8 protein-coding genes are annotated in these 13797 nt (G+C 48.0%); 5 read left to right on the forward strand and 3 right to left on the reverse strand.

All coding sequences use genetic code 11. From position 1 onward, the window contains the following. Positions 1-137: 137 nt before the first annotated feature. The 4 genes from QFZ78_RS17325 to QFZ78_RS17340 all read left to right on the forward strand — a co-directional run bounded on the left by QFZ78_RS17325 (position 138) and on the right by QFZ78_RS17340 (position 8878). On the forward strand, positions 138-1079 hold the full coding sequence (locus tag QFZ78_RS17325) for an ABC transporter permease (RefSeq protein ID WP_307555752.1): 942 nt from the start codon (positions 138-140) through the stop codon (positions 1077-1079). Positions 1080-1097: 18 nt separating this feature from the next. Then, positions 1098-1973, forward strand: coding sequence for a carbohydrate ABC transporter permease (locus tag QFZ78_RS17330; RefSeq protein ID WP_307549390.1), 876 nt, complete (start codon positions 1098-1100; stop codon positions 1971-1973). A 63-nt stretch (positions 1974-2036) separates the two neighbouring features. Next, a complete protein-coding gene (locus QFZ78_RS17335) occupies positions 2037-3710 on the forward strand; it encodes an extracellular solute-binding protein (RefSeq protein WP_307549392.1) in 1674 nt (557 codons plus the stop codon). Positions 3711-3826: 116 nt separating this feature from the next. Beyond that, positions 3827-8878 (forward strand): OmpL47-type beta-barrel domain-containing protein, encoded by a 5052-nt coding sequence (locus QFZ78_RS17340; protein ID WP_307549394.1) that lies wholly within the window; start codon positions 3827-3829, stop codon positions 8876-8878. Positions 8879-8944: 66 nt separating this feature from the next. On the opposite strand, the gene QFZ78_RS17345 is transcribed toward QFZ78_RS17340, so the two are convergent. Further along, on the reverse strand, positions 8945-9868 hold the full coding sequence (locus QFZ78_RS17345) for a Gfo/Idh/MocA family protein (protein WP_307549396.1): 924 nt from the start codon (positions 9866-9868) through the stop codon (positions 8945-8947). Further along, positions 9869-11149, reverse strand: a complete 1281-nt coding sequence (locus QFZ78_RS17350) for an MFS transporter (RefSeq protein WP_307549398.1) — start codon at positions 11147-11149, stop codon at positions 9869-9871. A 125-nt stretch (positions 11150-11274) separates the two neighbouring features. Here QFZ78_RS17350 and QFZ78_RS17355 point away from each other — a divergent pair, with 125 nt between their 5' ends. Next, positions 11275-11832: a hypothetical protein gene (locus QFZ78_RS17355; RefSeq protein ID WP_307549400.1), complete on the forward strand. Its 558-nt coding sequence runs from the start codon at positions 11275-11277 to the stop codon at positions 11830-11832. Positions 11833-12282: 450 nt separating this feature from the next. Here QFZ78_RS17355 and QFZ78_RS17360 read toward each other — a convergent pair whose 3' ends face one another. Next, on the reverse strand, positions 12283-13791 hold the full coding sequence (locus QFZ78_RS17360; RefSeq protein WP_307549402.1) for a leucyl aminopeptidase: 1509 nt from the start codon (positions 13789-13791) through the stop codon (positions 12283-12285). Positions 13792-13797: the final 6 nt, after the last annotated feature.

Raw genomic sequence — 13797 nt, forward strand, 5'->3', positions numbered from 1 at the left:
TATATTGAGAATGATTGCATCTCTGAGGTACATTGATTCCATCGACGGCAAGGGAGCAAGAGATGGATCGATTTATATACCAAAGGAGGTGACACACGATGCCGCATACACCGCTAGACAACATTCAATCAGCCCCCATGATTTCTACACGAGGATTTACCCACCATACCACCAAGTCGCTGCAACCCCGTCGTCGTTTCAAGCAAAATATGCCGCTGTTGATCATGTTTGTACCGGTTATCGCTTACTTTATTATCTTCAGATATTTTCCAATATTAGGGAATGTCATTGCCTTCAAGAACTATAACTTGATAGATGGCATATGGGGAAGCCCATGGGTTGGCCTAAAGTATTTCAAGGCGCTTTTCACCCAACCCCAGACGCTGACCATCATCCGCAACACCGTCACATTGAGCTTATTAAGCATTGTCGCTGGATTTCCATTTCCGATTATCATTGCCATCCTGCTGAATGAAGTTCGCGCCATGCGGTTCAAACGAATTGTGCAGACGCTGATCTATGTCCCTCACTTCTTCTCATGGGTCATTGTTGGGGGCATTGTCGTTACGATATTCTCCCAACAATCCGGTATCATTAACAAGCTGTTGGAGCTATGGACGGGTCACACCACTGCCTTCTTGTATCAGGAGCATAGCTGGATAGCTATCTTCCTCGGATCTGGAATTTGGAAGGAAGCCGGATGGGGAGCGATCATTTATCTGGCTGCGCTTACCTCGATCGATACGCATCTGTATGAAGCGGCCAGCATCGACGGTGCGTCCAAATGGAAGCAAATCTGGCATGTTACGCTGCCCGGCATTCGCAGCACGATTATTCTCATGCTGATTCTGAGTATGGGCAATGTCATGGAAGTCGGGTTTGACCATGTGTACACGCTCCAAAATGCAGCCGTTTCGGATGTCTCGAATGTCATCAGCACCTATATCTTTATCGTGGGTGTCCAGGGAGGACAGTTCAGTTTAACTACGGCGGTCGGGTTGTTTGAATCTCTGGTCGGCTTCTTCTTCGTCGTCCTTGCGAATCAACTTGCCCGTAAATTCGATCAAGGACTGTGGTAAGAAAGGAGCCTCCCCATCATGAAATCAACATGGGATGAGAAAATCTTTTACACAATCAATTATATGTTCCTTGGCCTTGCAGCTCTAAGCTGCGTTCTTCCCTTGATGCATATCATATCTTTATCTCTGAGCAGCTATCAGGCAATTGTTTCGGGGCACGTGACATTGTGGCCGCAGGGCTGGACAATCGAGGCATACAAAGCCTTATATGATGGCACGAATTTGGTCAAAGCCTTTCGTAATAGTATCGTGATTACTGTTGTCGGCGTTGCGCTGAGCATGTGGTTTACGATCATGGCGGCCTATCCATTAGCCAAGAAATATTTCTACGCGCGGCGTTTTTTTACACTGGCTATCGTATTTACCATGCTGTTCGGAACTCCGTTAATTCCTCTGTTCCTGATCGTGAAAAGTCTCGGCTTACTGGATACGTACGGCGCCATATGGATGCCGGGACTGATCAGCGCGTTCAATATGCTTGTGCTTCGGACCTTCTTTATGAATGTGCCTGAGGAGCTTGAAGAGGCAGCACGCATGGATGGCTGTGGAGAGTGGAGACTTCTCACCCGTATTATTCTCCCTTTATCCATGCCAGTCTTAGCTACGTTGACTTTATTCTATGGCGTCGGATATTGGAATTCATTCTTACACGTACTCATGTTTATCAATGACAGCGCACGGATGAATTTGGCGGTTATGATTCAACAAATGGTGGCCAGTCAATCGGTTCTTCAAGAGCTTAATTCCGTAAGGCAGGATGATTTGCAGCAAATGACACCGGAATCCATTAAAGCGGCCGGTGTGATCGTACTCATTGTGCCTATGCTGATCGTCTATCCTTTTTTGCAGAAGTACTTTGTTAAAGGGGTCATGATCGGTGCGATTAAAGGATAACACGAAGAACAACATCACCTAACTTGAGCTGTTTTAGGAAACGAATTTAAGGGGGGTATATCCATGTTTATGTTACGCAGGAATCATCGGAAAGCTCTATTCTCCACACTCGCTTGTATCGCGGTATTGGCAGGCTGCTCCACAGAGAAAGTCAACGATCCAGGAGCATCGTCAAGTCCGAATGCAACCTCAGCACCCGAACCTGCTAAAAGAGGAGCGATTAACGTTTCCGTCTATGACCGGGGCAATATTCCTCCGGAGGAAGGAAACTGGGATAAAAACCGCTGGGTAGAGTGGATCAACAAGAACGGTCCTGTCGATGTTAAATACACACCCGTTCCCCGTTGGGAATCTTTCCCGAAATTTAATGCCTTGCTTGCCTCGGGAAGCGCTCCGGATTTAATTCTGGAGTATGATGCCAACTACAGAAACAGCTGGTATTCGCAAAAGCTGCTGATGCCGATCGATGAAATGGTTGATAAATACAGCACAAACTACAAGCAAATTTTGGAGAAATACCCGCTGCTGCGCAAGATTGGAACGAAAGAAGACGGCAAATTGTATGAAATCGGGCGCTTAAATGTTGTTGCCCCGCATCACCGTCTCTTAATCCGTGAGGATTGGCTCCAGAAGTTGAACCTTCAAGTACCTCAGTCGACCGAAGAATTGTATAACGTAGCCAAAGCATTCGTGAACCAGGATCCAGACGGCAACGGTAAAAAGGATACCTTTGGTATCAACCTGAGCGGCGTCGGCTTCTCCGTGATCAGCCACATCTTTGGACGTTCAATCGATTGGGCTGTGCAAAATGATCAATTTGTACATGATTGGGACCGCCTCCAGGCATCCGTAGAATTTCAGAAGCGTTTGTTTGACGACGGTTTAGTCGATAAGGATTTTCTCACAGATAAAAACGGACAAAAAGGCATCCAAGATTTCATGAACGGAAAATTGGGGATTTTCGCAATCGACAGTGCTTGGTTTACCATTTCGAACTATGAAACATTGAAGAAGAACAACCCTACGGCTAAGGTCATTCCGATGGCTTTACCGAAGAGTCAATTCGGGCAGTTCAGCCCGATTATCAGCACACCTGTGCAAATGGTCGGCGTGGTCAATGCGAAAGCGAAGGACCCGAAAGCGATTATGCAATATGTTGACTGGATGGTGGATCCTAAAAATGCAAGCCTGCTGAAAAACGGAATTGAGGGTACACATTCGCAAAAAGGCTCGAATGGGTGTTTACAGCCTATCGATACAGAGAAGAATAAGAAAGAGCTGTACACCGACGATTTGAATATGATGAGATCTGATTTGCTGCTGGGCAAATGTGCGGAAGTGTACCTGGTGAACTTGCGCCCAGAAGTGCCAACCCAGAAAGAACTGCTCGATATCAACCTTAAATCCAAAGAAATTTATATTAACAAAGATCGTCCTATTCCTTCGCTCGGCTATGACTTCTTACCGGTCTTGCCGGATGATCTCCAAGCAATTGTCAAAAGCACTAGTAAATCCAATAACATCGATAAAGGAGACATTTGGTTGAAAGCTCTGGTAGGCGGCACTGGCTATACCGCACAGCAAGCTGTGAAGGATGCCAAGGATGTATGGGAAAAAGCTGGCGGCAAACAAGTCGACGATTATTACGCCAAATGGTATGAGAACAACAAAACAAAGGCATTTAGTATCGATGATCTATACAAATTCGCTGAACAGTCTCAGAATGAGCTGAAATAGAACAAAGGAGGAGCGGCGCTCCAAATTTAGTCGTGTCGGAGCGCCGTCTACACATGACGTGACCCCGGATAGGATTAGGGAATCCTATTGATAATCTCATTAACCTGGAGGTAATTATGAGATCCCTACACAAGTCAAAACTCCTAGTTTCAATCCTTCTGTCGGCAATCATTGTCTCACTGCTCCCGCTCTTTCCATCTTATCGTGCTTTTGCTGTGGGAACAGGTATTACCCAAGACTATTGGAACAATATTCCTGGCGGGAAAGTAGAGCAGATTCCATTAAAGACGCCTCCATCGGGTTCGAGGTTACTCGCTAGCTTCGAGACACCGAACAATACGGGAGATCTTTATGGTTCTCGCGTTTATGGTTTTCTGACGCCGCCAGTCAGCGGAGGCTACACCTTCTGGATTGCAGCGGATGACAGCTCCGAGCTTTGGCTGAGTCCGGATGGCGATCCTGCGCACAAAGAGAAGATAGCGTCTAATACGGTCTTCGCCAAGCCCAGAGAGTGGGGTAAATCTCCAACTCAGAAATCAGTGGTCATTCCGCTATCAGCAGGAAAAAGATATTACATCGAGGCGCTGCACAAAGAAAACACCTCTAATGACAATTTGGCTGTCGCCTGGCAAGGGCCGGGAATAGCCCAACAAGTGATACCTGGGACTTACTTGACACCTTATGTGCTGCCTGATGCGCCAACAAATCCCGTGCAGGACGACACAGCGAATACATTCGGATGGACACCCGTTCCTGGTCATGAGGATATTTCCTTATATGAATACAGCACAGATCGCGGTTACAACTGGCAAACCGTAACAATGAACCCGCTTCAACTGGACAATATTAATTATACGACAGGACAAATACAAGTTCGGTTGAAAGAAACAACAGCGCAGCCTGCCGGAAAGATCCTGTATTCAACTGCCTTTTACACGCTAACAACAGTGGAACAGCCTGCGCCGGTTTATACGATGCTTTGGAAGATTGGGCTTGATAATCAGCTGTCGACTGAATTTAGCGATTATAAATCAACACCCATTGAGTCCTTCAGCCTTCCTACTGACTGGGCCACTCGCACCGATTGGAGTTCGGTATCCAAAGGGTTGAAACTTAGCCGCAACGGTTCTATGGTTGTTGCTTATAACTTGCCTGCGATCCCGGAGCATGGGGTACAGTTTAGCTTCAGGAGCTTGGATGCGTATGTATCTGTTCCGCAATTAGCTGTATTTTCTAATGATACGATGGCTGGTTTAATCCAAATCGTCGGCTTGAACGGCGGGAATACGACTCGGAAATTTAAAGAAACTTACGAGTTATATATTCCTAAGGAAATGCTGAAGGTTGGACCTAATGAACTTAAGCTGTCTATGGATCGAGGCTTGTATGCTGGTACCGGCGGTGATGAATTTCATTGGTTTGAATGGGATTATGCCAAGCTTGAGGCATTAGAAGCTCCGGCTGCGGAACCGATTCACGGGCGGTATACCCGACTGGGAACAGCGCTAGTCTCTCATGTTTTGAAAGATCGAGATCTGCAAACGATGGAAGTAACGAAGTGGCTGGGACTCGCCTACAGCGGGAACGTGATTCGTTCCGGTCTATACTCGCGGGAATGGCTGACTGCTTTGCGTGATCTTAATCTAGCGCCAGTGCTGCTGCCATTCGGAACCTTCATTAAGGATCCTGAGCTATCGTCGGGTGTCGTCCCGCAGAAACTGAAAGAGTACTATAACAATCTTATTGCGGAAAACGGGGATTTGTTCGAATACTTGGAGCTCGATAATGAACCCGGCGTGTTCAACAACGCATTCGCCGCCGATTTGGCTCTTGCTAAGTATGTTAGTGAGCAGAAGCCTTTGCTAAACCCATGGTTGAAAGCGGTTGCTCCGGGCTGGGCCTACTGGCCCTCCAAAGGAATTCCCGATGGCTGGGAGCGTGACCCCGCCTACCGCAGACAGATTGAAGACTACATGGATATGACAAACGGTCACAGCTATACCTTAAGCGGGATTACACTTGGTGACGGAGGCGCTCTCGTTGAGACGTTAAAGACTTATCCTGAGTATCAGGGTGACGGATTGGCAAAGCCGATGATGATGAGTGAAACAGGAGCTAACGATTTTCATACTGATAATAACCGCTACGATACATTCACACACCGCTTCGCGTCCCTCTTTGATCGCGAAACGCGCAGTACCATCGGCTATCTCGATTACATCATGCAGCATGCGGCTTACTTCCGAGAGTACAGCTTGCTCAAAGAAGACATCGTGATGAAATCCGCTGACGATGCCGAAGCATGGATTAACACGAGTGATCCTGATGAAACGCGGTTGAAGGTTTTCCGCCGTTTAGCGCTAGCCTACAGTACGCATGGCAAACCGCTCCCTTATGAGTATACAAATCAGAATGAGCTTGCCGGGAAAAAAGCGTATTTCCGTGCGGTGGATACATCTAGTCTTGGTGTGAGCAGCACTGGAGCAAAATCCAATAAAATTCTGCTCAATTTTGTTAATTTTGAAACGACACCGGTTACGATGAACGTCAACGTCGCGCTGCCTACTAACGCCCAGTATGCGGCAGAACGCTTTGGCGCAGGCAACACGTATGCGGCTGCACGCAGTTTTACGACCATTGACGCGACTTCGGGCGCGCAGCTATCGGAAACGTTACAGCCCGGTGAAGCCGTCCAGTTTATTTTGACCCCGTTTGAACAATCAGCACCAAGTAAGCCTATGCTGCAAGCACGGGCCGTTTCATACAAACAAATCAAGTTGACTTGGCAGCCTTCTACGGATAATACAGAAGTAGCCGGATATAAGCTCTATGATAACGGCGTACTGCTCGCTAAGCTGCCGAAAGCCGTAACCCGTTATTCGCACCAAGATGTTAGACCGGAAAGCGCACACTCGTATACGCTGATCGCTTATGATGATTCGGGCAACGAATCCGTACCGAGCGACCCTTTTGCCATATCCTCCTTATCTTTGCCGGCCTCTCCTTTTACCACTACGTCTACGGGAGCTTTGCATGTTGAAGCAGAGCAAACGGAGCTGGAAGGAGTGACCCATCATGGCACATTCGTCGGCATGTACTTTACACAAGGGCGGATGAACATGCTGAAACCGCCTGTAAAAGCAAATACCAATTATATCCTTACGCTTAAATATAGTTCGGCCGCGAACAAAAAGGTGAATCTCGTTATCAACAACCAGCTGATACGGGCCCTTGATCTTCCGGGAACGGAGCCCAACACCTATACGACGATCGACTATAACGTCATGATGCCGGCAGACATAAGCAACCTTGTTCTATCCATTGTGAAGAGCAGCGATAATGTCTTCGCAACCTTCGATTGGTTCGAGCTGAAAGAAGGCATTTTGGATGAAACACCGCAAGCACTCTGGACGAATGTCATTCACAGCAGTACGAATATGTATTATTCCGCTCCTACCTTCGCTCTCGGCGCCAATGGAGCAAATCTTCATGAAACGACAACCCCGGGCGATTACACAGCTATGGGCTTTAAGGGTACGGGAATTCGTTGGTATTCCGATATTGAGTCTACATTAGGCGAGGCAGATGTTTATATCGATGATGTCCTGCAAGCAACAGTAGATTTGAAAACAGCGAACACACAAGGCGTGAAGAAGGTTGTTTTTGAAAAGACAGGTCTCCCTATGGCAAACCATATCATCAAAGTTGTCGCTAAAAACGGCCGGATCATCCATCAATCGTTCGAGTTTTTGAGTTTGGAACGACAGCCCTTAACACCAGGTCCCGATCTTATTGTAACTGGCCTTGGAACGGATCCAGCGGATCCGTATGCCGGGCAAACGGGAGTTCGGTTCTATGTCACGGTGAAAAATGTCGGTATTCTCCCGACCCCAGCCGGCAAAATAACCGGAGCTGTATTTGGTTTGAACGGCGGCGCATTCGGATACACGGATACGTATAATCAATCCATACCTGTAGGAGGCAGTGCAACGCTCTATACGAACGCAGGCGGTGAGAACGGCTATTGGGAAGTACCGAACGGCGATGCCACCTATCAATTGAGCGTCCATATTAATGATATTGGTCGATTCACTGAGATGGATCGTACGAACAACACCAAGGAGATTACTTTCCAGGTGAAGAAGCGAGATGTCACCCCTCCTGTGACAACAGCGACAGCGGATGGGGCAACCGGGGCAGGCACATTCAACAAGCAAGATGTACATGTTACGTTTACGGCCGTGCATCCGACTGTTGGTGTTGGAATCAAACAAACGGAGTACCGAATTCAGGGTGGAACCTGGCAGGCTGTCACAGCTCAGCCGGTCACCTTCAGCGATGAAGGGGTGCATCAAATCCAGTACCGCTCAATTGATGTGATGAATAACGAAGAAGTGCCCAAGGATTTGATTATAGGCATCGATAAAACGGCACCTGCCACTACGCACACCTCATTAGAGGGGTGGCAGCGAACACCGCAAACCGTCACATTAAACGCTTATGATGCTCTGAGCGGTGTACAACAGACCTTTTACATGCTAAATGGAGGAACTGCCGCTGCTGGAACCTCGGTTACGGTAAACACTTACGGTGTAAACACCATACACTATTACAGTGTTGATGCGGCAGGCAATCAGGAAGCTAGTCATTCTGCGGAGGTACGCTTCGATCCGCAAGCTCCTGAAATCAACATTGCCGGTCCTTTAACTGTATATTGGACGGATCCGATTGTATTGAATGTTGGTGTCACAGATTCTCTCAGTGGAGTAGCATCATCTGTGGTTAAACTGGACGGTGCCGTTGTTAGCCCTAACATTAACCTCCAACCGCTCAGCTTATGGTTAGGTCAGCATACGATTGAAGTAACGGCAACAGATAGCGCTGGCAATACGATCGTACGCACCTTTGTGTTGAAGGTGATCATGGATCTCGATCATTTGGACGATCTGCTTCGTTTATTGTTGAAGTTAGGTTATTTCCAAAACCAAAACATGTATAACAACTTGCAAAACAAGGTTGCTCAGCTTCAGAAGCAGCTAAGCTCAAGCCAGCTTAAAGATCCGACTATTTTTGATGCGGTCATCAAAGACGGCAAGTATACGGATAGTACGACCGCCAAGCTGCTTCGGGATGCCGTTCTATATCTGCAGCAAAAATCAGGGAAGTGAATCAAAAAGAAGGGGCCTATCATCCAAAGTCACTTTTGGATGATAGGCCCCCTTTTCTGTACGATTTTATACGGACAATCGTTCCACTAGTTGGTGTGACTCTAGAACAAGGTCTCCACGGATGCTGCAGGCATTCGGATTGTCCAAGCTGTTCAGGAAATGCTGAACAACACCAGCAAAGCCTCTTCTTTCAAGCACCGTGTCCCAACTTCCGAAGGAGCGCACACGTGGGGCGGCCCCTTTTTCATAAAAAATGGATGACTCTAGGTTCGTTACTTCTACCGATCGGCCGCTGCCGTGCAGTTCAACTTTTTCTAAATCAACACCAGCAAGTCTAACCATACTGTAATTGCCCAGCGAAGAACCAAATGCCAACGTCCCTGAAGCGTGGAGCAGTTTGCCTGCTTCATCGACTTGTTGGTTATATGTACGCACTTCGTACGGGCTCTCTCCAAGCCATAGCAAAAGGTCCAGCATGTGAATCAGATCATCATACAACGTCTCTTTGGCGCTATGCCCTTGCTGCTTAATGCGGTGCTTAACAGCTGAACACCAATCGAAGCCACCTGCCTCCTGCAGCCATTGTTTAGCCTCCAAATAAAGGGGAGCAAACCTGCGGTTAAACCCCGCTGCCAGCAAAACACCTTTTCGCTCCGCATAAGAAGCCATCTGGACGGACTGAGCCCAATCGTGGGACAACGGCTTGTCTACATAAACAGCTACACCCTTCTCCATACTTTTCATAGCTATATCATAATGGGTAGATGTCGGACTATGTACGAAAACAGCATCCAGCCCTTGTGCAAGAAGCTCATCTAAGTTCGTTGTCCCGTAAGGAATGCGATATTTTGCTTTCAACCGTTCTACCGTCGCCGGGGTTGAGCTCATAATCCCTACGATATCTACTTGCTCATTGACCGATAAAAGCGGCAGATACACTTTTTGTGCGATATCACCTAGACCAATTAATCCAATTCTTTTCCTTGTCATTTATGCTTCACTCCTCATTTGTTTTCCTAGCACCATACGTCCAACTAACAGTCCAAGTACAAGTAAAACAGCGCCAACCACCGTAGAAACACCATATATTTGCACCCACATCGGGGCATTCGTAATCAGGGCATATAGTTTTCCGCCAAAAATCGGTCCCAAGAAAGCCGCAAAGCCGGTGATAGCCGAATAAGTAGCAATATACATTGGACGTTCGCTCTTCGGTGTATCGCCTATCGTAAACGTGAACACCATCTGATTAAACCCACCCAGTCCAACGCCAAGAACGATATGAACGGCATACAGAACAACAACGGCTGGAATGAAAGCAATCGCTCCCCATAATAAACAAGCTAGTGCAATGATCGGTAAGGACCATAGCAGCAAGGTTTGAGCCGAGTATCGCACATTCAGATTGCCCCATACATAGTAACTAGCCATCATGACCACCGTATGTACGACCGTAATTAACGAGACTGTTTCATAATTAATTTTCATCAGCTTGAGCATAACATAAGAGAAGAGCGGCACGGTTACCCCTTGCACGAATAAAAATACAGCCAAAAAGAGAATCGCTTTAAGAAAAGCGCGATCCTTCAACGGCTTCCCAATCATCCCTACCGGATTCGATGCCGTAGATGGCTCGAAGGGTGGATTCGGATATAAACCGAAGGCCAGTATATTTAAGACCACACAAACGCTGCATATGATAAATAAATAGGAAAAGCCTTGCCCGCCTGGATAGCGATTTAATATTTGTCCGCCTATGAAAAGCGCAAGTGAACTTACCCCGCCTAATATCGTGTTGCGAAGTCCAAAATATCGTCCTCGAACCGGACCCGGCACCGCATCACTTATCAGTGAGGTCCAAACGATTCCACCCGCGGCATTTCCCAAATGAGCAGCCGTATAAAGCACAATATACATGACAACCCACAGATCTTCGGGAAATAAAAAAGGAATCAAGCCCACAGAAGTCCAAAGCAATCGGTGTGACGAAGCAAATATAAGCAGCATCCGTTTGCGGTTTCTAAATTTTTGCATGATTACAGCCATCCCAATCTGAATGATATTGACGACAGTTGTAATGGCCAACACTAAACCAATTTCGGTTGAAGTCGCTCCTAAATAAAGCAAATAACCCGTTAGAAACGGACCGCCAAGGAGCTGAAAAATAATAACCGCTGGGAACCCCTCCAACGTTGCGATGAGCAGGCTTCTTCGGTAGGGGGATACTTTTTTTCTGGGTTTTCGTAAATTACCCGCAATCTTCATTACCATGTTCGCCTCCTGATGTGATTCTTATGATGGATGACTGATCTTAAAGTTTACAAACTATAGGGCGCTTATGGTAAAATAGGACTGATTACTTAATCTATCATGTCAGGCGGGATCACCCAAATACTATGAAACCAAACTATTTTGGTCTTATCACAAGCTTATTACTCTTTTTGACTTTCATTGTACTCTCTCTCATGTTTCAGTCAACCATTTATTTGTATATCGCCAGTGTATGTCCGCTTCTCATTGTTCCTTTTCTTCCCGATATTCGATCCAATCAGTTCATTAAGCCGAATCAAGCTAAAGGTACTGTAAGATTGATTACAATGGAGAACAAGGACAAGACTGATTCTGATTTTCTTGTTATCTTGTTTGAACCAGGGTATGTAAGATGGAAGCGCGGGAAGCTCTTTTTCAATATGGAAGATATCATGAAAGATGTCTATATCAAGCCAGATCCCCTCGCCGCCACAATGACGGTGTTAAAATATGATCTATTCCTACATCGACGCAAGAAAAATTGGATCGGCATTTCCTTAACGCAGCTTGAACAGCGCACCGAGCATCTCTCATTTACAACAAATGAAATCAACCGTCTGGTCATTCGGATGTCCGACGTAAATGAGTTGCTTCAAAGGCCTGTCAATCAGCCGGCTGCAGCTGGACAAAGTATTGGCGCTTAGGAAGATTAAAAAATCACCCTGCCTTGAGTTATTACGCCATTCAACCATCGTACTTCATGGTTGAATGGCGGTAACTCGATGACGGGTGATTTTTTTGTGTTCATGTTGGATAAACCTAGGTTAAGCTCATGATTGGTGGAGCTTGTGCAAGTGATGCCTCTCAATAGGAGTCTCTAGAGGCTGTTATTTAGAGAAAATCGCGTAAAAACTGCTAAATAAGAGGCTTTTGAGACTTCTATTTCTCGCGGATGATACCAATTTCAGCATTACTTCTGTATATTAGAGCCTTTAGGGACTTCTATTTGCTGCTTTAAGGGTTAGTTTAGTGAAATAGAAGCTCCTAAAGACTGCTATTTCATCAGACGGTTCTTCTAAACTAAGCCATCCTACCTTGATCGAGCACTTTTACCACTTTTCCTGCTTTAATCAAACTATAGTGGAGAAGAAAAACTAGTTAAGTTCTTCGCCACACAGATAGGCCGCTAAAGTACGAACCATGACACCTGTTGCACCTTTAGGCTCGATGCCTTTGGCCGACCATAACCAAGCCGTGCCGCCGGTATCCAGATGGATCCAAGGCGTTTCTTCGGCGAAGTAGCCGATGAATAGACCTGCTGTAATGGCTCCTGCCCAGCGATCAGATGAAGTCGCATTCTTAATATCGGCGACATCACTCTTCAGCATGGCGCGATACTCCGGATAGTTTGGCAGCTGCCATACTTTTTCACCAGCCGCCGAGGCAGCTTGGAGCAGCGGTTTCAGAAACTCGTCATCGTTCGTAACAGCGCCAGTCGCGACATCGGCGAAGCAGATTAAAATGGCCCCTGTTAATGTTGCAACATCAATCAGGCGATTCGCTCCCAGCTGCTTGGCGTAGGTCACACCCTCGGCCAAAATAATCCGGCCTTCCGCGTCCGTATTCAACACTTCCACGGAATGTCCGCTGAGCATCGTCACGATATCACCGGGACGATAGGCAGAGCCAGACGTCATGTTCTCCGCCGCAGGGATAACCACGACCAGGTTCACCTTCGGTTTCAGTTGACCGACGACATGCAGGGCACCGAGCAGTGTTGCGGCTCCGCCCATATCGCTGATCATTTCTTCCATGCCGTCGGGCTTCTTCATCGAGATCCCGCCGGTATCGAAGGTCACGCCCTTGCCGACGAGGCCCAGCACGTCGACTGAATCTGGATTACCCTTATACTGCAGGGTGATCATCCGAGGCGGGTTGACGCTGCCCGCGCCAACCACGGTAAGGCCGCCCATCCCGCGGGCGGCAATCTCGTGCTCGTCCAGCACTTCGCAGGCGAAGCCGTAGTGCTGGGCGAGCCGAACGGCTTCCTCTGCGATGGAAGCCGGAACGAGCTTATTGCCCGGGAGGTTCGTGAGATCCCGGGCATAGTTCGTGCCCTCCGCAACCGCCTCAGCGGCTGCGATCGCCCCCTCCAGAAGCGCTGCATCCGCAGCCGCTTCTGTGAGCAGCACCGCCTGGGGCAGCTCCGCGCGCGCAGGCTCGTTCTTGCGGTACGCCGCGATGCGGTACGTACCAAGGAGCAGCCCTTCGGTCAGCGCCGAGGCGGCCGACCGGCTGTCGAACCCGCTTGGCAGCTTCAGCGCCAAGCGTTCGAACTGCAGCGCGAGTGCCTTGCGCGCTGCGAACACCGCGGCTGCGCGCAGCGTATCGCGTGACGCTGCGGGGCCGAGCCCCGCAACGAACACGTACGCGTACGGCAGCAGCCCGTGGGTCGGCAGCGCCTCGAGCTCGCCTGAGGCGCCAGTGAATAGGCCCTTTGCGCGCATGCGCTCAAGGGCCTGATCGAGCTGCGGTAGTCCGAGGACAGCGTCCTGGCGCAGCTCAGCTTCACTTAGGCAGACGAGGATGGCGTCTGCCCCCGTTTCATTAACCATCAATGACGTAAATACGCCCGTCGTTATATCCGTAATTTTAGCAAACATAGGTAA

The sequence above is a fragment of the Paenibacillus sp. V4I5 genome, from assembly GCF_030817255.1.
Lineage (GTDB): Bacteria > Bacillota > Bacilli > Paenibacillales > NBRC-103111 > Paenibacillus_E.

Coding starts and splice junctions, on each gene's coding strand:
- QFZ78_RS17345 (WP_307549396.1), bottom strand. CDS start 9,868: ATGACAAGGAAAAGAATTGGATTAATTGGTCTAGGTGATATCGCACAA.
- QFZ78_RS17325 (WP_307555752.1), top strand. CDS start 138: ATGATTTCTACACGAGGATTTACCCACCATACCACCAAGTCGCTGCAA.
- QFZ78_RS17350 (WP_307549398.1), bottom strand. CDS start 11,149: ATGGTAATGAAGATTGCGGGTAATTTACGAAAACCCAGAAAAAAAGTA.
- QFZ78_RS17335 (WP_307549392.1), top strand. CDS start 2,037: ATGTTTATGTTACGCAGGAATCATCGGAAAGCTCTATTCTCCACACTC.
- QFZ78_RS17330 (WP_307549390.1), top strand. CDS start 1,098: ATGAAATCAACATGGGATGAGAAAATCTTTTACACAATCAATTATATG.
- QFZ78_RS17355 (WP_307549400.1), top strand. CDS start 11,275: ATGAAACCAAACTATTTTGGTCTTATCACAAGCTTATTACTCTTTTTG.
- QFZ78_RS17340 (WP_307549394.1), top strand. CDS start 3,827: ATGAGATCCCTACACAAGTCAAAACTCCTAGTTTCAATCCTTCTGTCG.
- QFZ78_RS17360 (WP_307549402.1), bottom strand. CDS start 13,791: ATGTTTGCTAAAATTACGGATATAACGACGGGCGTATTTACGTCATTG.